We start from the raw sequence: 24,313 nt of genomic DNA, 5'->3' as shown, positions 1-24,313 counted from the left end.
AGGAGGCAGAACCGGAATGAAAGAGACGGGAAAGGTGTGGCTTGCAGGTGCAGGACCGGGAGATGAAGGACTTTTGACGGTAAAGACCAGACAGGTGATGGACGAGGCGGATGTGGTGGTCTATGATGCGCTGGTCAGCATGGAAATATTGAGCCAGATTCCGGTTGATAAGGAAATGATCTATGTGGGGAAACGTGCGGGACATCATCCGGTACCCCAGAACAGGATAGAGGAAATCCTGGTTGAAAAGGCAAAAGAGGGAAAGAATGTGCTCAGACTCAAAGGTGGCGACCCATTTATCTTTGGACGTGGTGGTGAGGAGGCAGAGGCACTGATCCGGGAAGGAATTTCTTTCGAGATTATTCCCGGAGTGACATCAGCCTGTGCGGTTCCGGCTTATGCGGGGATACCGCTGACCCACAGAGATTATGTGTCCTCTTTCCATGTGGTGACCGCCCACCCGAGAAAGGATGGGAACAGCCGGATCGATTATGAGGCACTGGTTCGTGCCGGAGGAACCTGCGTATTTCTCATGGGCGTATCTTCCCTTGCATCTATTTGCAATGGACTTATGGAAGCGGGAATGAGCGGCAGTATGCCGGCAGCTGTTTTAGAGAAGGGAACGACTGCGAAGCAGAGAAGAGTGGTTTCTACGGTAGCGGAGCTTCAAGAGGCGGCAGCACAGGCGCAGATTGCTACTCCTGCCATTATTATCGTAGGCCAGGTGTGTGAACTGGCAGATACATTTGCGTGGAGTGAAAAGAGAGTACTTGGGGGACGGAGATTTCTGATTACCAGACCACGGGAACGTGCGTCTGAGCTTGCAGGACGGCTTCGGAGGCTGGGAGCGCAGGTGATTGAGCTTCCTTCCATTCAGACCAGACCTCTGGAGATAGAGGGGGAATTGAAGGCAGAACTTGAAAAGTTTGGAACCGGAACGGACAGGGAAGAGGCGTGGCTTCTATTTACCAGTCCTGCCGGAGTGAAGATATTTTTTGAAAAGCTTCGTCAGATGCGAATGGATATTCGATCGATCATAAGGAAACCGGCAAAGGTGTGTTTTGCCGCAATCGGTTCTGCCACCGGCAGAGCTCTTACCGAACATGGTATCATTCCGGATGTAATTCCGGAAAAATATGATGCAGGATCACTGGGGATGGAAGTTGCAAAGAAAGCAATGCCGGGAAGCGAGATTTTGATCCTTCGTGCCAGGGAAGGCTCCGGGGCATTGATCCCGCCAATGAGAGAGGCTGGCCTTGATGTGAAAGAGATTCCTCTTTATGAGACCGTCTATGAAATTCGGGATGTGTTCCGTGAACAGATAGAATCCATGCTTCTTCAGGGAGAGATCGATGCTGTGACATTTACCAGTGCTTCTACGGTAAAGGGATTTGTAGAAATGTTTAAAGAACAAAAGAAAGAAATATGTGACTGTATAACAGCTGTGTGCATCGGTGAGCAGACGGCAGAAGAAGCAGGAAAGCATGGAATGAAGGTGGAGATATCGAAGCAGGCTTCCATGGACAGTATGGTGGAGAAGCTGATAGAACTATATCAGATTTAGGATGGCAAATGTGAGGAAATCATAATGGCAGGATACGTTGGAAAGAGAATACTGGCGGGACTTTTGTCCCTCTTCATTCTGGTGACGGTTACCTTTTTTCTGACCCGGATGATACCGGGAAGTCCTTTTGCAGGAGGAAATGTTTCGGAGAATGTGCAGGAGGCCATAGAAGAGGAATATGGACTGAATGAGCCGGTAATGGTACAATATCAGAATTATCTGAGGAATCTGTTGCAGGGAGACCTGGGCGTTTCTTTGAAGAAACCGGGTGTAACGGTGGCTGAGGTCATAGGCCGAGCATGGCCTGTGACGGTGTCCGTTGCCCTGCCTGCTATTATCCTTGCGGCGGTTTTGGGGATACTTCTTGGTATCTGGCAGGCGTCCTCGGGAAACCGGGGAATCAGGAACAGCATATTTTTCAGTACGGTGATTGGAAGCTCGGTTCCCAATTTTGCAGTGGCGATTCTGCTGCTTTTGTTATTTGGCGTCCGGTTGAAATGGTTTCCTGTTGCAGGGCTTATGACTCCTGCCAATTATGTATTGCCGGTGACGGCGATGGCCATTTACCCGGCATCTGTGATCGCAAGGCTGATGTGCCGAGCTTATACAGAAGAGATGCAGAAGGAGTATGTGACGCTTGCAAAGGCAAAGAGAATCCGTAAATCCCGGATTCTTCTGGCACATGTGATGCGCCATGCGCTGATTCCCGTATTCAATTATCTGGGACCGGCGGCTGCATTTCTGGTAACAGGAAGCTTTGTGGTGGAGAGTGTATTTACGATTCCGGGACTTGGCAGAGAATTTGTCAATGCCATTGCAAACCGGGATTATACGATGATTATGGGACTGACGGTATTTATGGGAGCAGTGGTAATCCTGCTGAATCTCATGACGGATATCCTCTGTGGATGTCTGAATCCGGCAGTAAAAGAAAAGTAAGAGGAAAACAGATGGAGAGACTAAAGGAAAGGCAAAGGTGGAAAAAATATGTGAAGAACAGATGGATTGTTGCAGGGAGTATTTTGTTTCTGCTACTGGTTCTTTTTGCCATTTTTGTCCCTGTGTTGTCTCCATATTCTTATACAGAACAGAATGTGTCGGTGCAGAATCAGTCTGCATCTCTGGCACATTTATTTGGAACAGATAAATTTGGAAGAGATATCTTTGTGCGGGTGTGGTATGGAACCAGAATCAGTCTCATTGTTGGAATGGTCAGCATGCTGATCAATGGGGCATTGGGAATCATCTATGGAGCGGTTGCCGGATATGCGGGAAGAAATGTGGACATCCTTATGATGAGGGCAGCGGATATTCTGGATGCGATTCCCTCTCTTTTGTATGTGATTCTGATCATGCTGGTGATGGGGGCAGGAGTAAAAAGTGTGATTTTCGGTATCTGTATCTCCGGATGGATCGAGACAGCCCGGATTGTCCGCGGAGAAGTGATGAGGCTTCGCAATCAGGAGTTCATCCTTGCTGCAAAGCTTGCCGGAGCCGGGACATTTCACATTCTGACCAGACATCTGCTTCCGAACGCAATGGGTCCGATTCTGGTAAGCCTGACATTTCTGGTTCCGAAGGCTATTTTTACGGAGGCGTTCCTAAGTTTTGTCGGCGTGGGAATCGCGGCACCTGCAGCGAGTCTTGGAACATTGATTCAGGATGCCAGAAGCCAGATGCAGGTCTATCCCGGACAGATGTTATATCCCATGGCAGTACTGTGCATATTAATATTATCGGTTCACCTTATAGGGACAGGACTTGAGCAGGAAGAGGTGTAGGATGAGTCTTCTGAATGTAAAGAATCTGAATGTTGAATATGAAAAACGGGGCATACGTGTCTGTGCAGTGAGGAATCTGTCTCTTAGTCTGGAAAAAGGAGATGTTGTGGGAATCGTAGGCGAATCCGGTTCGGGGAAGACCAGTGCCATGCTGGCACTTCTGGGGCTGCTGCCGGACAGTGCAAAGATAACCGCAGATGAGATGGAGGTAGACCGGAGGAAGCTTGCTATGGTATTTCAGGATCCATCGGCATACCTGGATGATGCCATGCCGGTGGGGCAGCAAATTACGGAAACCATCTGGGCTCACAGGAAATGTACCCGGGCACAGGCAAAAGAAGAGGCGGAACGGCTTCTTGATCTGGTAGGAATACCACAGGCGGCAAGGAGAATGAATCAATATCCGGGTGCTCTTTCGGGGGGGATGCGGCAGAGGGTGGTGATAGCAATCGCTCTTGCGTGCGAGCCGGAGGTGTTGATTGCGGATGAGCCCACAACGGCGCTGGATGTAACGGTGCAGAGTCAGATTCTGGCACTGATCGGGCGGATTGCTGCTGAGACCGGGACGGCTGTCCTGCTGGTAAGCCATGATCTGGGTGTCATTGCATCCCTGTGTCACAGGGTGCTGGTCATGAAGGATGGGCGTCTGGTCGAGGAGGGGAGTGTGGAAGACATTTTCTACGATCCGAAAGAAGCTTATACCAGGGAACTTCTGAAAGACGCAGACTACATGTACCGAATGGGAAAACCAATGCGGAGAGTTACTGATAAAGCAGGTGCTGAAGAGAAATTATTATTGGAACTTAGAAATGTTACAATGTCATATGAAAGACATAAATTTCTTACAAAAAAGCGTAAAACGGAAGAGGTGAAAGAGGTTTCTTTCATTATACGAAAGGGGGAAACCTTCGGGCTTGCAGGCGAGAGCGGCTGCGGAAAGACAACGCTTGCCAGACTGATCACCGGTCTTGAAAAACCGGTTCGGGGTGAGATACTGTATAAAGGAGAACTGCTGAAACCCATTTCTGAGAGGACGGATCGGAGAGAAAGTCCGATTCAGATGGTTTTTCAGAATTCTTATGCATCATTGAATGCCCGAATGACTGCCGGAGAGATTCTGGAAGAAATGCTGATACTCGGCGGAGAAAAATCGAAGACAGAGCGTCGGAGAATGGTAAGAGAAGCCCTTGAGATGACCGGACTTTGCGCCGAGGATACAGAAAAATATCCCGGAGAATTTTCCGGCGGACAGCGGCAGAGACTGTGTATTGCGCGGGCTCTGATTCGCAAACCGGAGCTTCTGATTCTGGATGAGGCACTTTCGGGGCTTGACATTTCCATACAGGTGCAGATACTGGCACTGCTTAAGAAGATACAGGAAGAAACGAAGATTGCATATCTTTTTATTTCCCATGATCTGAATACCATTCGACGGATGTGTGAGCGGACAGGGATTATGTACAGAGGACAAATGGTAGAAGAGGGGGATACGACGGATATTTGCCGGGAACCATGGCATCCATATACCCGGGCTTTGCTTCAGTCTGTTCCTGTGCCGAATCCGAAGAAGGCGAGGCGTATGAAGCCTGTCCTGTGGAGTGAGGAAGAGAGGGTTCATACAGAAAAGAGAATGGATGAGGGATGCCCATACCGGAACCGGTGCGGTTACCGGATGGAGCGCTGTGGGCAAAATCGGATTTCCACGTATCGGCATGGCAGCAGGCAGATTGCATGCTTTTTGTATGATCCGGATGACTCCGGAAGGAGCAGAGATTATGAGATGACGGTGCAGATATAGAGGCACAGATTGATGTTGAGGTCAAAAGCCCCAACAATGATAGGAGGAAGATAGATGGGACACATATTTGGGAGAAATCAGAGAAGGACACGTATGACAGCATGGATTATCATGATGTGTATGCTGCTGTCGTCTTTGACGCTGGGCGGGTGTAAAGCAGGCGGATCCGGAAATTCAGAGGAAACAAAGGGCATTACGGTGGCATTAAATAGTGAGACCGGTTCACTGGATCCGGCAGGAATGATTGCGCTTACCTATCTGGCATATTCGGTATCAGCTCTGGATGAACTTCTGACCTTTGATGAAGAGGGAGAAATCGAATACCGTGCAGCTACATCCTACGAGGTAAATGATGATGCGACGCTATGGACCTTCCATCTAAGAGAAGACGCACTCTGGTCAGATGGAACCCCGGTGCGTGCAGAAGATTTCAAAAACACCATGGTCCGCTCCCTGAATCCGGCAAGTGGAAATGGATATGCCAATTATCTTTTTCCTATAGAAAATGCAGAAGCTATTTACAATGGAGAGGCAGATATGGACAGTCTTGGGGTTGAGACACCGGATGACAATACCCTGGTATTTCATCTGAGTGAACCGTGTGTTTATTTTCTGGATCTGTTAAGACTTCCGGTCTATACACCGTCCTGTACGAAATATGCAGATGCCGTGGGAAGCGGATGGGACAAGAACCCGGAGACCAGCGTGTCCAACGGGCCTTTCTATCTGGCCGAATATGTACCAGAGCAGTATTTTGTAATAAAGAAAAATGAAAACTACTGGAATGCGGACGCAGTGAAGCTGGACCAGATTACCTATAAATTCTTCAGCGATCAGCAGTCCATGGTTAGTGCCTATGAGACCGGAGAGGTGGACATAGCTCCTTCCCTTCCGTCCTTTGTCATGGACTTATATGAGGGGAAAGAGGATCTGGTGATTACGGACACCATTGCCACCCGTTACATTTATCCTAATTTAAATGTAAAGCCTCTGGATGATGTGCGGGTGAGAGAGGCAATCAATCTTGCAATCGACAGGGAAGAACTTTGCCAGATGGTTGGAAAAGATACAGAACCGACCGTGAATCTGGTGGCCAAATATATGAAGAACAAAGAAACAGGTAACTATTTTGTGGAAGAAGGAGAGGTCTTATTCGAGGAAAATGTGACCCGCGCACAGGAACTTCTGGCGGAGGCCGGATATCCGAACGGAGAGGGATTCCCGGTGCTGACCTATAACTATCCTTCCCTGGAAATGGATTCTGATACCGCCCAGGTACTCAAGGAACAGCTGAAAAAGAATCTGAATATTGATATAGAATTAAAGGCGCAGGAGCTTCAGGTAAATTATTCAGACCGCCATGCCGGTAACTTTGACCTGTGCCGGATGAACTGGACGGCGGATTTTGCAGATCCCAATACCTATCTGTCCATGCTGTTGTCCAACAGTACCTATAATTGCAGCGGCATTCACGATGAGGAGTACGATGCTCTGGTGCGGGCATCGGATAATGAAAAGGATCCGGCGAAACGCTCTGCATTGATGTACGAAGCGGAGAAGCTGGCGGTGGGTGAGCAGTTCTATGTGATTCCGCTTTTCGCCATGAAGAGCTGTAATCTGATCCGACCGGGAATTGAAGGTATCACTCAGATTCCGGCCAGCGGAGCGCTGGAATACCGTTATGCACAGGTGAATTAGCAGAAAGAAGGAATAGTGTAAATGCTTCAAATTATTACAGGCGGAAGCGGAAGCGGTAAATCCGCATATGCCGAGGAGTGTATCGTCCGTTATCACCGAGACGGAGGCGAAAAAGAGAGCGCTTTGTATTACATTGCCACGATGGAACCCTTCGGTGAGGAGACGCTTCGGAAAATCGAGAGGCACCGAAAGATGCGAAGTGATAAAGGATTCCGGACCATTGAGTGTTACCGGAATCTATCGGAGGCGGCAGAACAGATCGCACGCGAGTCTGAAAGAGCAGACGTATTGCTGGAATGTATGTCGAATCTAACAGCAAATGAACTGTATTCTATAGGTGAGGAAGAGCCGGTTGTGGATTCCATACTGGAGGGAATCAGAAAACTCCGCCAGGTTTGTGACCATGTGGTAATCGTGACCAATGAGGTCTGCCTGGAATGTACAGATGATTCCAAAGAGATGCAATTATATAAGAAGGTTCTGAGTCGCATCGGAAGAGAAATGGCACAGATGGCAGATCGGGTAACCGAAGTGGAATACGGAATTGCGATAGAGAGAAAAATTGCATCAGAACCGGAAAGAAAGTCAGAGGTGAAATCAGGAATGCGAGTGGTGATCGGCGGAGGATTTCAGGGAAAGAAAAAGTGGGCTCAGGAACAGTATGGAGTCACGCAGTGGGCAGACGGAAGAGATTGCCCTTTTGAGGAAATCTATCAATGTGAAGGAATTCATCATTTCCATGAATATATCCGGAGAGCAATGATGCAGGAGGAAAACGATTCAAATCATGGGAAGACATTGACAGATGTGAGAGTCCTTCCGGAAGCATTATCACAGAAAAATCCGGATATTGTGATTGTCACAGACGAAATCGGATGCGGGCTGGTGCCGGTGGATGCATTTATGAGGAAATACCGGGAAGAGACGGGGCGCATCTGTACGGAACTTGCATCACGGGCAAATGAAGTGGTGCGGGTAGTACTTGGAATCGGAACGGTAATAAAATCAGCGGAGGCGACAAACAGATGAAGATTGAATTAGAGCAGGTTCAGCCTGCAGAGATTGAAAAAAGAAGCTTTGAGATTATTACGCAGGAGCTGGGGGAGATGGATTTTGCGCCGGGAACAGAAGCAATCGTAAAGCGGTGTATCCACACCAGTGCAGATTTTGACTATGCGAAAAATCTGATGTTTTCCGAGGGCGTGGTTGAAAAAGCACTGAACGCTCTGCGAAATGGTGCGGTGATCGTGACGGATACGCAGATGGCAAAGGCGGGGATTAATAAGACGCGACTTGCAAAGTATGGCGGTGAGGTGCGATGCTTTATGTCGGACGATGACATTGCGAAGGAGGCAAAGGTACGGGGAATTACGCGGGCGACAGCCAGTATGGAGAAAGCAGCCCGGATTCAGGAGCCGGTAATCTTTGCCATCGGCAATGCCCCTACAGCTCTGGTTCGCCTTTATGAATTGATTCAGGAAGGAAGGATTCATCCGGAATTGATCATCGGTGTCCCGGTGGGATTTGTAAATGTGGTTCCATCCAAGGAATTGATCTTAAGTCTTAAGGAGACACCTTATATCGTAGCCCGGGGACGAAAGGGCGGCAGTAATATCGCAGCCTGTATCTGTAATGCACTTTTATACATGCTGTAAAGGAGGAAAACGGAATGGGAAATCCATTTTTTCCTGTGTTCATAGATATATCGGATAAGAAAATCCTGGTTGTGGGGGCCGGACAGATTGCGGTAAGAAGAGTTCAGACTCTGCTCCGATTTGGAGCTGATGTTACCGTAATTGCTCCGGAGGCACGTGAGGAGATCAGAGAACTTGCAGAAAAAGAAATAATTTGCTGGATTACGAAAGAATTTTGTGACAGTGATATTACCGAAGCATCGGAAAATCACTGGTACATGGTGCTGGCAACAACCGATAAGCCGGAAGTGAATGAACAGATCGTCAGAGTCTGCAGGAAGAAGGCCATTCTCTCTAACCGGTCGGATAAGAAAGAGGATTGTGACTTTTATTTCCCGTCTGTCACAGAGGTGGAAGGAGTGGTCATCGGCATGAATTCCGGGGGGACAGATCCGGGAAGGGTAAAGGCGGTGCGGCAGAAAATTGAAAAAACATTTTCGGTTCCCTCAAGTGTTATGGAAGAAAAAACGTGTTATACTAGGAAAAAATATCAGAATAATTTGGAGGATGTTTCAAATGGAAAATAAAAATGTGTGGAGTACTTACACAGAAGAGAATTTGGCAGAGCTGAATCGAATCAATGACACTTATAAGGCATGTCTTGATGAAGGAAAGACAGAACGTGAATGTGTAAAACTGGCAGTGCGTATGGCACGGGAAAAAGGATATCAGGATATCCGGGAGCTGATTCAGAATCAGACACCGGTAAAAGCTGGAGATAAAATTTATGCAGTGTGTATGGATAAGAGTGTTTCTCTGTTCCATATCGGAAAGAAACCTCTGGAAGAGGGAATGAATATTCTCGGTGCTCATATTGATTCTCCGCGTATTGACGTGAAGCAGAATCCGCTGTATGAGAGTGAAGATTTCGCATACCTGGATACCCATTACTATGGAGGAATCAAAAAATATCAGTGGGTAACCATTCCTCTGGCACTTCACGGTGTGGTTGCAAAAACTGATGGCGAGGTAGTGAATGTAAGTATCGGTGAGAAGGATGATGATCCGGTATTTGCAATTACGGATCTGCTGGTTCACTTGGCTGCACAGCAGATGGAGAAGAAGGCCAGCGCTGTAATCGAAGGCGAGAAGATGGATCTTTTGATCGGAAGCTGTCCGCTTGCACAGGCAGAGGGCATGGATAAGGAAGAAAAAGAAGCTGTGAAGAAGAATATCCTGAAGCTTCTGGAAGAATATTACGGTATCTCTGAAGAAGATTTTGTATCCGCTGAGCTGGAGATCGTTCCGGCAGGAAGAGCAAGAGACTGCGGACTGGACAGAAGTATGATCATGGCTTACGGACAGGATGACAGGGTGTGTGCATTTACCTCTCTTTTTGCAATGCTGGATGTGGAAGAAGTAGAGAGAACGGCCTGCTGTATTTTGGTGGATAAGGAAGAAATCGGAAGCGTAGGTGCTACCGGAATGCATTCCCGATTCTTTGAAAATACGGTAGCAGAGATTATGGATCTCATGGGAGAAACAAAAGACATCAAAGTGCGCAGAGCACTACAGTATTCTAAAATGCTGTCCTCCGATGTAAGTGCTGCTTATGATCCGATGTTTGCAGAAGCATTTGAAAAGAGAAGCTCCGCATTTTTTGCACAGGGACTGGTTTTCAATAAATTTACCGGAAGCAGAGGCAAGAGTGGTTCTAACGATGCTAATGCAGAATACCTTGCTAAGATTCGCAGGGCTATGAAAACGGACGGAGTAGCATATCAGTTCGCCGAGCTTGGCAAGGTAGATGTGGGTGGCGGCGGAACCATCGCATACATTATGGCAAACTATGGTATGGAAGTCATCGATAGCGGTGTTGCGGTACTTTGTATGCATGCGCCGTGGGAGATTACCAGCAAGGCAGATATTTACGAAGCATATAAGGGATACAAAGCTTTCATTAAACATATGTAATCTGGCAGATGAGATTGATTACGACAGATAATACTCTGGAAATGGCTGGATAATCCTAAAACCTTCATGGACAATCGTATAAGCCCCTTTAGTAAATCTTTACTATAATAGTTATAGATTTTAACATTTGGGAGGGACTTATGGAACGAAAGAATTTATGGAGTTCTTACAGCGAAGAACAGCTGATGGAACTGGAAAAAGTATCTGAAAAATACCGCACCTGCCTGGATATGGGGAAAACAGAGCGTGAGTGCGTGCGGACTGCGATTGCTCTGGCCAAAGAGGCGGGCTATCGGGACATGAAGGAACTCATCCGAAATGGAGAACGGGTGAAACCGAATGACAAGGTGTATCTGGAATATATGGAGAGGGCTATCGTTCTTTTCCAGGCGGGTACACTGCCAATTGAGCAGGGAATGAATATTCTGGGGGCACACATTGACTCTCCACGTATTGACGTGAAGCAGAATCCGTTGTATGAAAGCGGAGATCTGGCTTATCTGGATACCCATTATTACGGAGGCGTGAAGAAATACCAGTGGCTTGCCCTGCCCCTTGCGCTTCACGGAGTGGTTGTCAGAAAAGACGGAACCAGAACAGATATCAGCATCGGTGAGCGGGATGATGAACCGGCACTGGTGATCACAGATCTTCTTCCGCATCTGGGACGTCTGCAGAGAGAGAAGAATGCGGATAAATTCATTGACGGTGAGCAGATGGATCTCCTGATCGGAAACCGTCCGCTTAAGGATGAGAAGGAAGATGGAGTGAAGAAGCAGATTCTCAGAATTTTAAAAGACAGATACAATATGGAAGAGGAAGATTTTCTTTCTGCCGAGTTTGAGATTGTACCTGCGGGAAAAGCAAGAGACTGCGGATTAGATCAGAGTATGGTTCTGGCATATGGACAGGATGACAGGGTGTGCGCCTTTACTTCCCTTTTTGCGATGCTGGAGGAAAAAGAAGTTACAAGAACCTCCTGCTGTCTTCTGATTGATAAAGAAGAGATCGGAAGTGTAGGGGCAAGCGGCATGACATCCAGGTTCTTTGAAAATGCGGTGGCAGAGTATATTGCTTTGAATACAGACTATAATGATTTGATCCTCAGACGTACCCTGGCCAACTCCAAAATGCTCTCATCCGATGTGAGTGCGGGATTTGACCCCATGTACGAAGAGGTATATGAGAAGAAGAACGCCGCATATCTGGCGCGCGGACCGGTATTTAATAAGTATACGGGAAGCGGCGGAAAGAGCGGATCTAATGACGCGAATCCGGAATACATTGCTCAGCTTAGAAAAATTATGGAGGATGCGGGTGTATCTTTCCAGACGGCAGAGCTCGGTCGGGTTGATATCGGTGGAGGCGGTACCATCGCCTATCTGATGGCTGTTTACGGGATGGAGGTCATCGACAGCGGTGTGGCAGTGCTGTCCATGCATGCTCCATGGGAAGTGACCAGCAAAGCGGATATCTATGAGACCGTCAGATGCTATGAAGCATTTTTGAAAGCAGAATTCTAGAAAAACAGGGAAGCACTTATTGAGTGTCTTCCCTGTCTTTTGGTCTTAATGCCTCGGTCATTCCCTTGACGGAGGAAGCATATTCGGATGGAGACATGCCGTTCGCCGCCCGGAATTGTTTGGAAAAATACGGGAGAGAACTATAGGAAAGAAAATAGGCAATTTCTGTGAAATTCATGTTCCCGTCCCGGATAATATCCTTGGCTCTTTGAATTTTCATGGCATTAAAATGATCAATTACGCCGCAATTCAGTTTATCATGAAATAAAGCCTGCAGTGAAGAGCGGCTGATGGAGAAGGTATTGCAGATGTCGGAAATCTTAAGCTGCTCGCAGATGTGGAATTCCATATACTGCAGGATGTTTTCCAGTCTTTCCTGCTTCATGGACCGGGTGCCCGGAGAATCCATGGAAGCGGGAGTTTTTTTGATCTCATGTGCTTCGTCTGTGTGATTGCGCACGGCGGTAATCAGGAACAATTCCAGATAAAGGATAATAAGCTGGGCAGAGGCAAAGGGAGTCTCTTCTTTCAGGATTACCTGTTCCACGGATGGAATATGTATAGGGGTGGAGAAGGTTTTACGACCCTCGGAAATAATATGGGAAATCAGGGATCGCTCTTCTCCTGTCAGTGTGAAATGTTTCTGAATAAAAAAGTCCATAGAGGGAGAATTGCTGGTAAATGACATGGCAACCAGGTTGGGTGAATTTTTACCAATGGATTTGATTGCATGAAATTCATTGGGTCTATGGAAAATAATATCCCCTGTATTTAATGTCATCCAGGTGTCGTCAGCGCATACGGATACAGTTCCGTGGTCCACATAGAGAAATTCCCAGAAATTGTGGGATTCACCTTTAAAAACAAAGTCTTTCATATATTCAAAATAGTGAAGCGTGATGATAGAATCTATTTCTATTTCTTTTTTCAGCTTTGTTCTGATGTATGTCACGGATATCCCTCCTTTTTACATATTGTAGCAGAATAGAGATAATTAGACAATATGACTAGACAATAGTATAAGCATAATTGTGCAATGTGGAATATAATTCTAATTGTTGAAGAGATGAATACAGCAGTATTCACAAAAGGGGAAAAGACGATATGATAAATGTAAATGTGAATCATACCGGGATTCGGTTTGAAGAAGAGAGTCTTCGGTATACCCTGGCCAGAAATGATGCCACATGGGGATGGTCAGAGGATTATGTGCCGCATATGGAATGCGAAGAAGGAACGGTAAAATTTGAGGACGCTCTTCACATCAGTCATGAGAAAGTGGAGAACGGAATCGGAATGGGAATCCGCAGTTTGTTCCGGGGATTCCAGGTGGAAGGTGTGGAGGTCCCATATACCTTCGAAACCTTTGTATGGATCGAGAAATCTACAGAGCATATCTATTTTGAATGGATACCGGTCTGTGAGGATGGATTGAAAGTAAAACATATGTACTGGCCGGGTGAGATGGCTTTTGAAGAAAAGAAAGACAACTGGTACACCCTGCTGAATATGCAGCAGGGACTCATGATTCCCAATACCTGGGAGACAGAGCTTGCACCGATCGTGTTTGACGGATTTTTCGGAACCGCGGGAGGATATATGCCATGGTTCGGACAGGTGAAGGACAGAAACGGATACATTGCAATCTGTACCACACCATGGAACGCGGGGTATCATGCGGAACATCCGGCAGGTGGACCGTATACCCATGTGGGGGTGTGGTATGAGCCAAGCCTTGGAAAAATGGATTACAGAAGAATCATGAGATATTCGCTTCTTGATGACTGCGATTATAATGAGCTCTGTAAAGTATACAGAACTTATGTGAAAGAGCAGGGACGTCTCCGTACATTAAGAGAGAAGGCTGCAAAGGTTCCGGCAGTAGATGAACTGATCAAATGTTCATTTATACATATGGGAATCAAAACCTATGTGAGAAAAGAATCTGATTTCTATGATCCGAAAGATCCGGAAAGAAATAACAGTCTCACTACATTTGCACAGAGAGAAGAAGAATTAAAGAAATATCATGAGGCAGGAGCAGGTAAGCTCTATCTGCATCTGGATGGATGGGCTGAGCCCGGATATGACAATAATCACCCGGATTACCCGCCGGCATGTGAAGAAGCCGGAGGATGGGAAGGTATGAAATCACTGGCTGATTCCATGCATGAATCCGGAGACCTGTTTGGAATTCATGATCAGTACAGAGATTACTATATGTCTTCAGAGAGTTTTGATGAAGATTATGCATGCCGTCTGGTAGATGGTACGATTCCGACCCATCAGAGATGGGCTGGTGGTCCGCAGTCCTACTTGTGCGGAACCCAGGCTCCATACTATGTGAAGCGTAATTTTGCGGAACTGGAAAAGAATGGAATAAATCTGGACTGTGCATATCTGGATGTATTTACCTGTAATGAAGGGGATGAATGTAATAATCCCCGTCACAGAATGAGCAGAAGAGAATGTCAGGAGGAGCGAAATCACTGTTTCGATTACCTGATGTCAAAGGGGATTCTTCCAAGCTCAGAGGAAGTGAGTGACTGGTGTGTGCCAAGTATGGTCTTCAGCCACTATGCACCGTATGATTTTATGCTCCGTGAGCCGGGCGGACCGAGATATGGGGTTCCGGTACCGCTGTTTAATCTGGTATATCATGACTGTCTGATCGCACCGTGGATGATGGAGAGAGTCAGTAAGTCAGAGGATTATATGCTGTATGCGCTTCTGAATGGCGGTGCGCCATATTTTCGGAGAGACGGGGCATATCCGAATTTTGACGGTTCCTTTGAAAATGTCGTGGAAACAGACGTTGAGGAAGATATTAAGCGATGCAACCTGGTATCCGGATTATATCAGAAGGTGGCAAAGCAGGAAATGGTAAGACATGAGATGGTAAATGGGAATTACGATGTCCAGAGAACAGAATTTGCAGACGGAACCATCGTGACCATAGATTTTAAAAAGCAGACATATGAGATAGGAACAAAGGAGGATTAAGACAATGGGAAAATGTGTCAAAGTTGCAATCGCGGGGCTGGGGAGCCGCGGCAGGGATGCATATGCCAGGGTTGCAAAGACGCATCCGGATAAAATGCAGATTACGGCAGTGGCAGATACGGACCCACATAAAGTTGCTCTTATGGCGAAAGAATACAATCTGCCTAAGGAAGCATGCTTTTCCAGTGCCGAGGAGATGCTTGCGGCAGATAAGCTGGCAGATGCCATGATTATTGCAACACAGGACAGGCAGCATGTGGGACATGCGATCCCGGCTCTGGAGAAAGGTTATCATCTTCTTCTTGAGAAGCCGGTGTCACCGGATCTTAACGAATGTGCGAAGCTGGCAGAAGCGGCGAAGAAATATGAGCGCAAAGTTGTGGTATGTCATGTGCTCAGATATACACCGATCTATCAGAAAGTAAAGGAATTGTTAGATGATGGAAGTATTGGGGATATTGTTTCCATCATGGCAATTGAAAATGTGGGCTGGTTCCATCAGGCACACAGTTTTGTCCGTGGAAACTGGGCAAATTCCGATGTGACAAGTCCGATGATCCTGCAGAAATGCTGTCATGACATGGATCTGTATCTGTGGCTGGCAGGAAAAGAATGTAAATCCCTGTCTTCTTATGGCGATACATATCTCTTTAAGAAGGAGAAGGCGCCGGAAGGATGTGCCATGCGCTGTATGGATGGATGTAAGGTGAGAGAGACCTGCCCATTTGATGCAGAAAAGATATATATGGAAAATAAGCTGGCAGGCTACAATGCAGGTAACCGTATATGGCCTCTGGATGTACTGGTACCGGAAGGACCGAATGAGGAAAAAATACTTCGGGCATTGAAGGAAGGTCCATACGGACGATGTGTATACCACTGTGACAACAATGTGGTTGATCACCAGGTGGTGAACCTGAATATGACTGACGGAAGCACAATGAGCTTCACTATGTGTGGATTTACTTCATCGATAACCCGCTATGCGAAATTCATGGGAACGAGAGGAGAAATGATCGTTAACATGGATGGAAATGAACCGGAGAAGAGTGAGATCACCATTCGGAATTTTGATGAGAATATTACAGAACACAGCATTGATGTTATGAGCCTTTCTGATGATTTCTCCGGACACGGAGGCGGCGATACACAGATGGTAGAGGAATTTCTGGATATGATAAGCGGGGAGAGAGAAGAAAGTTCTTACGTGACATCTCTTGACCGTTCTCTGGAAAGTCATTACTGTGCACTTGCAGCAGAATATTCCAGAGTACATGGCGGAGAGCCTGTAGATATCCGGACTTTTGCAGGTGACAGATAATATGGATATGTTAATCCCCTGGCCAGGAGAGGGATTTCATATAGATACTTTTTAATACTTTTATTTTCAAAAGGAGGAGTGAAGACTATGAAAAAGAACTTCAAAAAAGCAGCTGCACTCACACTTTGTGCAGCAATGAGTGTAACTATGCTCGCAGGATGCGGCGGCAAATCTGAGGATGGCGGATCTGAATCCGGAAAGACAACCTTAACATTTGGTATCTGGGATGAGAATCAGAGACCGGCTATGGAACAGCTTGTAGAAGCATATCAGAAAGAAAATGAGAATGTAACAATTGAAATCCAGCTGACACCTTATAAGGGAGGAGAGTACTGGACAAAATTAGAGGCTGCTGCTACAGGCGGTAAGGCTCCGGACGTATTCTGGCTGAACGTACTTCACCTGGATTCTTATGTAGAAGGTGGAATCCTGGCAGATATGACAGATGCAATCGGCGGATCTGATATCAATGACAGCTTCCCGGAAGCACTGGTAAATAACTATGTTCGTGACGGCAAGAACTATGCAGTACCGAAGGACTTCGATACTAATGCTCTGTGGTATAACAAAGAGATCTTCGACAAAGCAGGCGTTGCATACCCGACAGATGATATGACATACGAAGATCTGGTAAAGACAGCAGAAGACTTAAAGGCAGCTGGATTAGATGATGGTGTATATCCATTTGCATGCCCGGTTGACTTCCAGACATGGTATTATCAGACTGTATATGCTAATGGCGGATACATTCTGAACGATGATAAGACAGAGACAGGATATGACGATCCTAAGACACAGGAAGGTATCCAGTGCTGGATCGACATGATCGACAAAGAGCTTTCACCAAGCGCAGCAGCACTTGCTGAGACATCCGCAGATGCTATGTTCGAGGGTGGACAGACAGCTATGAACTTTGCAGGTTCTTACATGGTTCCTGAATATGCAGGAAACGATGCAATCGCAGATAAGATCGACTGCGTTGAGATTCCTACATTTAACGGAATCGAAGATAACTGTATCAATGGTCTGGGATATGCAGTATACGAAGGAAGCAAGAACAAAGAAGCAGCAATTGATTTCGCAATCTGGCTTGGAAGCGCAGAAGCTCAGAAGATTCAGGGAGAAACTGGTGTAGTTATTTCTGCAAGAACAGATGCACAGGAATATTTTGCAAAATCCAATCCGGATTACAACCTTGCAGCATATACAAACCATGCAGATATTGCATATCCACTTCCGGTATGTAACGTAGCAGCAGAGTTATACGATTTAGAAGCTACTTATCTTCAGAAAGCATACAATGGAGAACAGCCATTAGCAGATGTTTGTAAGGAACTGAAAGCAGAGGCAGATGCGTTACTTGCAAAATAGTAACAGTTAAGTAGGTGATTTTATGGCTGAAAGCAAAGCAAAAGCAGTAGTACCTAAAAAACGGGCGAGTAAGCGCGCCAAAAAAGACTGGTTTGCAGCATATGTATTTATTGCACCTGTAACTATTGGACTTTTCGTCTTTTATATCTGGCCGTTTATTCAGAACGTGTGGTTTAGTTTTAACGATGTAAATAAGTTTAATGTAACAACATTTATCGGACTGCAGAACTATGTGGAACTGATTCATGATAAAGAAGTGTGGAAGACTTTTGGCAATACACTGAAGTATGTAATCTTTACAGTGCCGGTTGGATTATTCCTGTCCATATTTATTGCTGCTCTTCTGAACTCCAAGATCAAAGGAACTTCCATATACCGTACCCTGTATTTCCTTCCTTCTGTAACGATGGCAGCAGCCGTTGCTATGGTGTGGAAATGGATTTACAACGAGAAAATGGGTATTCTGAATAGTGCAATCAGAGCTATGGGAGGAAAAGGCCATGGCTGGCTGACCGATCCGAAAACGGCGCTTTTCATGATTATGATCGTAGGATTGTGGATGACCGTGGGATATAATATGATTATTCTTCTGGCAGGTATGCAGGGCATATCCAAATCATATTATGAGGCAGCTGCCATCGATGGTGCCGGTTCTATACAGCAGTTTTTTAAGATAACAATACCGATGCTGACTCCGACGATTTTCTTTGTAATGATTACAAGTATCATCAGTGGTTTCCAGACATTCGATGTTATCTACATGATGATAGCCAAGACAAGTCCGGCGTATGCAGATACGCAGACAGTAGTTATGCTGTTCTACAGACAGGCATTTGATTATGGATATAAAGGATATGCAGCAGCAATCTCCATCCTGATCTTTGCAGTTATCATGATTGTAACTGTGATTCAGCTTGTCGGACAGAAAAAATGGGTTAATTACGATTAGGAGGGGAAGAAAGTGAAAAGTAAAGCAAGTGGAAAAAAATTACTCATTCATCTGGCGCTTCTCCTTGGAATCGGAATAACGGTATTTCCGTTTGTCTGGATGGTGCTTACCTCCTTTAAAACAGTAGGTGAGGCGATGCAGATACCGCCTACGATTTTCCCGAAGAAATTCCTGTTGGATGCTTATAAACAGATCGTAACGGCACTCCCGTTTGCAAGAGTATACCTGAATACTATTATTTCTACTCTGGTAACAACAGTAGTACAGGTGGGCTTCTGTTCTATGGCAGCTTATGCATTTGCAAGACTGGAGTTCCCGTTTAAGAATTTCATATTTGTGCTGATTCTGTCAGTACTCATGGTGCCGGGTCAGATTTTCCTGATTCCTCAGTATCAGATTATCCAGAAGCTTGGTCTTCTTGACACGATTCCGGCATTATTCCTGCCGAATCTGTTCAGTGCATTCGGAACCTTCCTTCTGCGTCAGTTCTTCATGTCACTGCCGAAGGAATTGGAAGAAGCAGCGCTTCTTGACGGATGTAACAGATTCCAGATATTCGGAAAGATTATGCTTCCGCTGACGAAACCGGGTATTGTATCACTGGTTATCTTCACAGCGAAGTTCGCATGGAATGACTTTATGTGGCCGTTGATCGTCAATACATCTCCGAAGATGATGACTCTGGGTCCTGCACTTTCCACACTGCAGGGACAGTATACGACCAAATATCCGATGCAGATGGCCGGAGCAGTTATGGCGGTTATCCCGATCATCGTTCTGTTCTTCATCTTCCAGAAGCAGTTCATTGAAGGTGTGGCACAGTCAGGAATCAAAGGTTAGGAGAAAACCTGAATTATCAGGGGGAAGGAGTAACATCCTTCCCCTTTTTTACAATCCGCCCGTGAGGGAAGACTGCTCGGATATACAAATATTTTCATAAGTAAATAATGCGACTTGCAGGAAAGGATGTATAGATGGTTACAGAAGAAATAATCAAAAGTGGGGAAATGTATAATAGCATGGATGCAGAATTATTTGAGCTGCAGTGGGAATGTAATGATTTGATGTATGAGTATAACAGCATGAAACCTTCTGATCGTGAGGGCCAGCAGAGGATACTGAAAAAGCTGTTGGGAGATATGGGAGAGGGTTGCGTGATTGAGCCGCCTCTTCGTGCCAACTGGGGAAAGAATACACATCTGGGAAATCGTGTATATGCGAACTTTAATCTGACGCTGGTTGATGATGCAGATGTTTATATTGGGGATGATGTGATGATCGGACCGAATGTGACGATTGCCACTGCGGGACATCCGCTGGAGGCTGAACTCCGAAAACAGGGCATGCAGTTTAACAAGTCTGTACGTATCGGAAACGGTGTGTGGCTGGGAGCCGGAGTAATTATTCTTCCGGGTGTCACAATAGGAGAAAATACAACCATTGGAGCGGGAAGTGTGGTGACAAAGGATATTCCTGCAAATGTTGTTGCGTATGGGAATCCGTGCAGAGTCCGGAAGAGCTTATAACTCTTCCGGTATCATTTCTTCCGTGACAGTCTCTTCGGGCTCGTATTTCTTAAAAATACGGTTAAACAGAAGACAGGCGGAAAATGACATTACAGAAAAGCCGCAGATGCCGCTTAAGACAATGGTAATGGCAAATGCATTTGCAGATATGGCACACAGATACACGATGCCTCCGCATACCAGCAGCAGAACAGCGGTATATGGAAGGTGACCAATGCTCATAAGCAGGGCATTCTTAATCGCCTGTCTGGTACTGCAGACGAAATGTGAAATAATGGGAAATACATACAGGAACATACTGAGCAGGATAACGCAGATGATCCAGAGAAGCACACGGATTACCGCAAACATGGTAGTGTCCTGCGAATTAATAATGTAAAAATCCATTCCCAGAAATGTGCATACCAGCAAAGTCAGGATCCAGACAAGAGTGCCCTGTTTAAAATTCTGGCGGAAGGATTCCCAGAAATTCTTCCAGATATAGGGGTCTTCGTTTCTGACCATTTTCAGGGAAACATAGTTGAGGGCGCACAAAGATGCACCAACAGTAAATACGGGAATGCAGCTGAAGATAAATATCAGGTTCAAAATGACCAGATCAAATATTTTGGAAATAAACTGCATAACCGGGTTGTCATAGCTAAATAATCGATTCATAAAAACATACCTCTTTTCCTTTGGAAATAGTATAATGGAAATTACAGATAAAATCAATGAGAGGCAAAACATATGGAAGAAGAAATTGTGAAGAAAAAATGGAAGGAGATGACATTTCTGCAAAAGGCAGAATATCTCTGGATGTATTATAAAATGTGGCTATTTGGTGCGGCGGCAGTGATTGCACTGATATGGCTTGGAGTTATGATGTACAAAGGGGCCCACACTAACGTGCTTCTCAATGTAGCGGTAGTCGGGGGTGACAGTCAGAAGGCACAGGAGCTGGCAGAAGATTTTGCCGGATATTGTGGAATCACAGAAAAAGACGGTGTTATCCGCGTGAAAGCAAATGTGCCGGAAGCAGATGGAACGACGTCACAGGAGACGGTTTTGACAACGTTGATCGGCGCGGAAGCGGTAGATGTTCTGATATGCACCGGGGATGTCTATGAAGAGTACAGTTCCCAGGAGGGATTCCAAAGTATGAAAGAGGTGCTGAAGGACGAGAGTCGGGAAGCGGATGAAAGAATTTTAGATTATGGAATCCGGCTTTCAAAAGACAGTCTTCCCGGGTTTATAAATCTGGTATCTTATAATGAAATCTATGTGGCAGTTCCGGTGACCTGTCAGAATCAGGAGATGGCAGGAGAGTTTGTAAAATATCTTCTGGAAGGCGGAAGCACAGCCGAGTAATAAAAAAACATTTTGCTTTTGCTACGACTTGACGAATACTGGCAAAAATAGTAAAATATTAGATGCGACTTACAAAGCAAATTTTAGTTTAGGAGGTCATGACAAAATGGCAAAATGGGTTTATATGTTTACAGAAGGTAACGCAACCATGAGAAACCTTCTTGGTGGTAAAGGTGCTAACCTTGCTGAGATGACAAGCTTGGGTCTTCCGGTACCACAGGGCTTCACTATCACAACAGAAGCTTGTACACAGTACTATGAAGACGGAAGAAAGATCAATGACGAGATTATGGAACAGATTATGGAAGCCATCGTTAAGATGGAAGAAGTAACAGGCAAGAAATTTGGTGACAGCGAGAATCCGCTTCTTGTATCCGTTCGTTCCGGTGCCAGAGCTTCCATGCCAGGTATGATGGACACAATCCTGAATCTTGGTCTTAATGAGACTGTTGTTAATGTTATTGCTGAGAAATCCGGCAATCCGCGTTGGGCTTGGGACTGCTATAGAAGATTTATTCAGATGTATTCTGACGTAGTTATGGAAGTTGGAAAGAAATACTTCGAAGAGCTGATCGATAAGATGAAAGCTGACAGAGGTGTTACATTCGACGTTGAGCTGACAGCAGAAGATTTAAAAGAGCTGGCTGCACAGTTCAAAGCTGAATATAAAGAAAAAATCGGCGCAGACTTCCCGGATGATCCGAAGGAACAGTTGATGGGAGCTGTAAAAGCTGTATTCCGTTCATGGGACAACCCGCGTGCCAACGTATACCGTCGTGACAATGATATCCCGTATTCCTGGGGAACTGCTGTTAATGTACAGTCCATGGCATTTGGTAACATGGGTGATGACTGTGGTACAGGTGTTGCATTTACACGTGACCCTGCTACAGGCGAGAAGAAGCTGATGGGTGAGTTCCTGATCAATGCTCAGGGTGAAGACGTAGTTGCAGGTGTTCGTACACCTATGCCGATCGCTAAGATGGAAGAGGAATTCCCGGAAGCATTTGCACAGTTTACACAGGTATGCAAGACTCTTGAAGATCACTATAGAGATATGCAGGATATGGAGTTTACTGTTGAGAATAAGAAACTCTACATGCTGCAGACACGTAATGGTAAGAGAACAGCTCAGGCTGCTCTGAAGATTGCATGTGACCTTGTTGATGAAGGTATGAGAACAGAGGAAGAGGCAGTAGCAATGATCGATCCACGTAACCTGGATACACTGCTTCACCCACAGTTTGATGCTGCTGCACTCAAGGCTGCTACACCAATGGGCAAAGGACTTGGAGCTTCTCCGGGTGCTGCTTGCGGTAAGGTTGTATTCACAGCTGAAGATGCTGTAGAGTGGGCTGCAAGAGGAGAAAAAGTTGTTCTTGTTCGTCTTGAGACATCACCGGAAGACATTACAGGTATGAAATCTGCTCAGGGTATCCTGACAGTTCGTGGTGGTATGACATCTCACGCTGCCGTTGTTGCTCGTGGTATGGGTACATGCTGTGTATCCGGATGCGGCGACATCGCTATGGACGAGGCAAATAAGAAATTTACATTAGCAGGAAAAGAATTCCATGAAGGAGATGCAATCTCTATCGATGGTACAACAGGTAACATCTATGATGGAATCATTCCTACTGTTGATGCTACAATCGCCGGTGAGTTCGGAAGAATCATGGCTTGGGCAGACAAATACAGAACATTAAAAGTTCGTACAAATGCAGATACACCTGCAGATGCTAAGAAAGCTGTAGAGCTTGGTGCAGAGGGTATCGGACTTTGCCGTACAGAGCATATGTTCTTCGAGGAAGACAGAATTGCTGCATTCCGTGAGATGATCTGTTCTGATACAGTAGAAGAAAGAGAAGCAGCACTTGAGAAGATCCTTCCATATCAGCAGGGAGACTTCGAAGCACTTTACACAGCACTGGAAGGAAATCCGGTTACTATCCGTTTCCTTGATCCGCCGCTTCATGAGTTCGTTCCTACAGAGGAAGAGGACATCAAGAAACTGGCAGATGCTCAGGGCAAGACTGTAGAACAGATTAAGACAATCATCGATGGATTACACGAATTCAACCCAATGATGGGACATCGTGGATGCCGTCTTGCAGTTACTTATCCTGAAATTGCTAAGATGCAGACAAAAGCTGTTATCCGTGCAGCTATCAATGTAAAGAAAGCTCATCCGGAATGGAATGTTAAACCGGAGATCATGATTCCGCTTGTTGGCGAGATCAAAGAGCTGAAATACGTTAAGAAATTCGTAGTTGAGACAGCAGACGCTGAGATCGCTGCAGCAGGTATTGAGCTTGAGTACGAAGTTGGTACAATGATCGAGATCCCAAGAGCTGCTCTTACAGCTGATGAGATCGCAAAAGAAGCTGACTTCTTCTGCTTCGGTACAAACGACCTGACACAGATGACATTCGGATTCTCCCGTGACGATGCTGGTAAGTTCCTTGATGCATACTATGATGCTAAGATCTACGAGAACGATCCATTTGCAAAACTTGACCAGACAGGTGTTGGTAAGTTAATGGAAACAGCTATCAAATTAGGAAAACCGGTTAATCCGAACCTTCACATCGGTATCTGTGGAGAGCACGGTGGAGATCCATCTTCTGTAGAATTCTGCAACAAGATCGGTCTTGACTATGTATCATGCTCACCGTTCCGTGTACCGATCGCTCGTCTGGCAGCAGCACAGGCTGCTATAGCTCAGAAGTAGTGCACCGCTGGTGACAGGTATCTGAAATTAATTAGCTTATATAGAAAACCCCTTACGCTATGATTGGCGTAAGGGGTTTTTCTTTTTTTA

At 45.9% G+C, this 24,313-nt stretch carries 20 protein-coding genes; 18 read left to right on the top strand and 2 right to left on the bottom strand.

Features of this window, described 5'->3' with window-relative positions:
- Positions 1 to 16: 16 nt before the first annotated feature.
- The 10 genes from cobA to ACQRCC_RS04310 all read left to right on the top strand — a co-directional run bounded on the left by cobA (position 17) and on the right by ACQRCC_RS04310 (position 11,972).
- A complete protein-coding gene (gene cobA / locus ACQRCC_RS04355; protein WP_427849584.1) occupies positions 17 to 1,564 on the top strand; it encodes a uroporphyrinogen-III C-methyltransferase in 1,548 nt (515 codons plus the stop codon).
- 24 nt (positions 1,565 to 1,588) lie between these two features.
- Positions 1,589 to 2,503 carry an ABC transporter permease gene (locus ACQRCC_RS04350; protein WP_427849583.1) on the top strand — a complete coding sequence of 305 codons (915 nt, stop codon included), beginning with the start codon at positions 1,589 to 1,591 and terminating at the stop codon, positions 2,501 to 2,503.
- A gap of 11 nt (positions 2,504 to 2,514) precedes the next feature.
- Positions 2,515 to 3,345, top strand: coding sequence for an ABC transporter permease (locus tag ACQRCC_RS04345; protein WP_427849582.1), 831 nt, complete (start codon positions 2,515 to 2,517; stop codon positions 3,343 to 3,345).
- 1 nt (position 3,346) lies between these two features.
- Positions 3,347 to 5,143, top strand: a complete 1,797-nt coding sequence (locus ACQRCC_RS04340; RefSeq protein ID WP_427849581.1) for a dipeptide ABC transporter ATP-binding protein — start codon at positions 3,347 to 3,349, stop codon at positions 5,141 to 5,143.
- A gap of 54 nt (positions 5,144 to 5,197) precedes the next feature.
- Positions 5,198 to 6,841 carry a peptide ABC transporter substrate-binding protein gene (locus ACQRCC_RS04335; RefSeq protein ID WP_427849580.1) on the top strand — a complete coding sequence of 548 codons (1,644 nt, stop codon included), beginning with the start codon at positions 5,198 to 5,200 and terminating at the stop codon, positions 6,839 to 6,841.
- A gap of 21 nt (positions 6,842 to 6,862) precedes the next feature.
- Positions 6,863 to 7,870, top strand: coding sequence for a bifunctional adenosylcobinamide kinase/adenosylcobinamide-phosphate guanylyltransferase (locus tag ACQRCC_RS04330; protein ID WP_427849579.1), 1,008 nt, complete (start codon positions 6,863 to 6,865; stop codon positions 7,868 to 7,870).
- On the top strand, positions 7,867 to 8,496 hold the full coding sequence (locus ACQRCC_RS04325) for a precorrin-8X methylmutase (protein WP_427849578.1): 630 nt from the start codon (positions 7,867 to 7,869) through the stop codon (positions 8,494 to 8,496). The genes ACQRCC_RS04330 and ACQRCC_RS04325 overlap by 4 nt, the downstream gene beginning before the upstream one ends.
- A 14-nt stretch (positions 8,497 to 8,510) precedes the next feature.
- Entirely contained in the window at positions 8,511 to 9,062 is a 552-nt protein-coding gene (locus tag ACQRCC_RS04320) for a precorrin-2 dehydrogenase/sirohydrochlorin ferrochelatase family protein (RefSeq protein WP_427849577.1), read from the top strand.
- Complete coding sequence (locus ACQRCC_RS04315) at positions 9,052 to 10,449, top strand: aminopeptidase (protein WP_427849576.1); 1,398 nt, start codon at positions 9,052 to 9,054, stop codon at positions 10,447 to 10,449. The genes ACQRCC_RS04320 and ACQRCC_RS04315 overlap by 11 nt, the downstream gene beginning before the upstream one ends.
- A gap of 140 nt (positions 10,450 to 10,589) precedes the next feature.
- A complete protein-coding gene (locus ACQRCC_RS04310) occupies positions 10,590 to 11,972 on the top strand; it encodes an aminopeptidase (protein ID WP_427849575.1) in 1,383 nt (460 codons plus the stop codon).
- Positions 11,973 to 11,988: 16 nt separating this feature from the next.
- Here the strand turns inward: ACQRCC_RS04310 and ACQRCC_RS04305 are convergent, their stop codons facing one another.
- A complete protein-coding gene (locus ACQRCC_RS04305; protein WP_427849574.1) occupies positions 11,989 to 12,924 on the bottom strand; it encodes a helix-turn-helix domain-containing protein in 936 nt (311 codons plus the stop codon).
- Positions 12,925 to 13,076: 152 nt separating this feature from the next.
- Between ACQRCC_RS04305 and ACQRCC_RS04300 the strand changes: the two genes are divergently transcribed.
- The 6 genes from ACQRCC_RS04300 (at position 13,077) to ACQRCC_RS04275 (ending at position 20,142) form a co-directional block, all read left to right on the top strand.
- Positions 13,077 to 14,975, top strand: a complete 1,899-nt coding sequence (locus ACQRCC_RS04300) for a DUF5696 domain-containing protein (RefSeq protein WP_427849573.1) — start codon at positions 13,077 to 13,079, stop codon at positions 14,973 to 14,975.
- A gap of 4 nt (positions 14,976 to 14,979) precedes the next feature.
- Positions 14,980 to 16,296, top strand: a complete 1,317-nt coding sequence (locus ACQRCC_RS04295; RefSeq protein WP_427849572.1) for a Gfo/Idh/MocA family protein — start codon at positions 14,980 to 14,982, stop codon at positions 16,294 to 16,296.
- 87 nt (positions 16,297 to 16,383) lie between these two features.
- The gene (locus ACQRCC_RS04290; RefSeq protein WP_427849571.1) at positions 16,384 to 17,667 is read left to right on the top strand and encodes an ABC transporter substrate-binding protein; all 1,284 of its coding nucleotides are present in this window, start codon (positions 16,384 to 16,386) and stop codon (positions 17,665 to 17,667) included.
- 22 nt (positions 17,668 to 17,689) lie between these two features.
- On the top strand, positions 17,690 to 18,616 hold the full coding sequence (locus tag ACQRCC_RS04285) for a carbohydrate ABC transporter permease (protein ID WP_427849570.1): 927 nt from the start codon (positions 17,690 to 17,692) through the stop codon (positions 18,614 to 18,616).
- Positions 18,617 to 18,628: 12 nt separating this feature from the next.
- A complete protein-coding gene (locus ACQRCC_RS04280) occupies positions 18,629 to 19,456 on the top strand; it encodes a carbohydrate ABC transporter permease (RefSeq protein WP_427849569.1) in 828 nt (275 codons plus the stop codon).
- Positions 19,457 to 19,590: 134 nt separating this feature from the next.
- Positions 19,591 to 20,142 carry a sugar O-acetyltransferase gene (locus ACQRCC_RS04275; protein ID WP_427849568.1) on the top strand — a complete coding sequence of 184 codons (552 nt, stop codon included), beginning with the start codon at positions 19,591 to 19,593 and terminating at the stop codon, positions 20,140 to 20,142.
- Here the strand turns inward: ACQRCC_RS04275 and ACQRCC_RS04270 are convergent.
- The gene (locus tag ACQRCC_RS04270) at positions 20,137 to 20,799 is read right to left on the bottom strand and encodes a YesL family protein (protein WP_427849567.1); all 663 of its coding nucleotides are present in this window, start codon (positions 20,797 to 20,799) and stop codon (positions 20,137 to 20,139) included. The two genes, ACQRCC_RS04275 and ACQRCC_RS04270, sit on opposite strands and share 6 nt — an antisense overlap.
- A 72-nt stretch (positions 20,800 to 20,871) precedes the next feature.
- Here ACQRCC_RS04270 and ACQRCC_RS04265 point away from each other — a divergent pair, with 72 nt between their 5' ends.
- Positions 20,872 to 21,492, top strand: a complete 621-nt coding sequence (locus ACQRCC_RS04265; protein WP_427849566.1) for a hypothetical protein — start codon at positions 20,872 to 20,874, stop codon at positions 21,490 to 21,492.
- Positions 21,493 to 21,598: 106 nt separating this feature from the next.
- Positions 21,599 to 24,223 (top strand): pyruvate, phosphate dikinase, encoded by a 2,625-nt coding sequence (ppdK, locus tag ACQRCC_RS04260; RefSeq protein ID WP_427849565.1) that lies wholly within the window; start codon positions 21,599 to 21,601, stop codon positions 24,221 to 24,223.
- Positions 24,224 to 24,313: the final 90 nt, after the last annotated feature.

This window comes from Sporofaciens sp. SGI.106 (assembly GCF_050314255.1).
GTDB lineage: Bacteria > Bacillota > Clostridia > Lachnospirales > Lachnospiraceae > Claveliimonas.
Note: the sequence above shows the minus strand (reverse complement) of the source record. Positions and strands in the feature narration are given on the sequence as shown.

Coding starts and splice junctions, on each gene's coding strand:
- ACQRCC_RS04295 (WP_427849572.1), top strand. CDS start 14,980: ATGGGAAAATGTGTCAAAGTTGCAATCGCGGGGCTGGGGAGCCGCGGC.
- ACQRCC_RS04285 (WP_427849570.1), top strand. CDS start 17,690: ATGGCTGAAAGCAAAGCAAAAGCAGTAGTACCTAAAAAACGGGCGAGT.
- ACQRCC_RS04275 (WP_427849568.1), top strand. CDS start 19,591: ATGGTTACAGAAGAAATAATCAAAAGTGGGGAAATGTATAATAGCATG.
- ACQRCC_RS04310 (WP_427849575.1), top strand. CDS start 10,590: ATGGAACGAAAGAATTTATGGAGTTCTTACAGCGAAGAACAGCTGATG.
- ACQRCC_RS04290 (WP_427849571.1), top strand. CDS start 16,384: ATGAAAAAGAACTTCAAAAAAGCAGCTGCACTCACACTTTGTGCAGCA.
- ACQRCC_RS04315 (WP_427849576.1), top strand. CDS start 9,052: ATGGAAAATAAAAATGTGTGGAGTACTTACACAGAAGAGAATTTGGCA.
- ACQRCC_RS04325 (WP_427849578.1), top strand. CDS start 7,867: ATGAAGATTGAATTAGAGCAGGTTCAGCCTGCAGAGATTGAAAAAAGA.
- ACQRCC_RS04335 (WP_427849580.1), top strand. CDS start 5,198: ATGGGACACATATTTGGGAGAAATCAGAGAAGGACACGTATGACAGCA.
- cobA (WP_427849584.1), top strand. CDS start 17: ATGAAAGAGACGGGAAAGGTGTGGCTTGCAGGTGCAGGACCGGGAGAT.
- ACQRCC_RS04320 (WP_427849577.1), top strand. CDS start 8,511: ATGGGAAATCCATTTTTTCCTGTGTTCATAGATATATCGGATAAGAAA.
- ppdK (WP_427849565.1), top strand. CDS start 21,599: ATGGCAAAATGGGTTTATATGTTTACAGAAGGTAACGCAACCATGAGA.
- ACQRCC_RS04270 (WP_427849567.1), bottom strand. CDS start 20,799: ATGAATCGATTATTTAGCTATGACAACCCGGTTATGCAGTTTATTTCC.
- ACQRCC_RS04350 (WP_427849583.1), top strand. CDS start 1,589: ATGGCAGGATACGTTGGAAAGAGAATACTGGCGGGACTTTTGTCCCTC.
- ACQRCC_RS04345 (WP_427849582.1), top strand. CDS start 2,515: ATGGAGAGACTAAAGGAAAGGCAAAGGTGGAAAAAATATGTGAAGAAC.
- ACQRCC_RS04265 (WP_427849566.1), top strand. CDS start 20,872: ATGGAAGAAGAAATTGTGAAGAAAAAATGGAAGGAGATGACATTTCTG.
- ACQRCC_RS04340 (WP_427849581.1), top strand. CDS start 3,347: ATGAGTCTTCTGAATGTAAAGAATCTGAATGTTGAATATGAAAAACGG.
- ACQRCC_RS04300 (WP_427849573.1), top strand. CDS start 13,077: ATGATAAATGTAAATGTGAATCATACCGGGATTCGGTTTGAAGAAGAG.
- ACQRCC_RS04330 (WP_427849579.1), top strand. CDS start 6,863: ATGCTTCAAATTATTACAGGCGGAAGCGGAAGCGGTAAATCCGCATAT.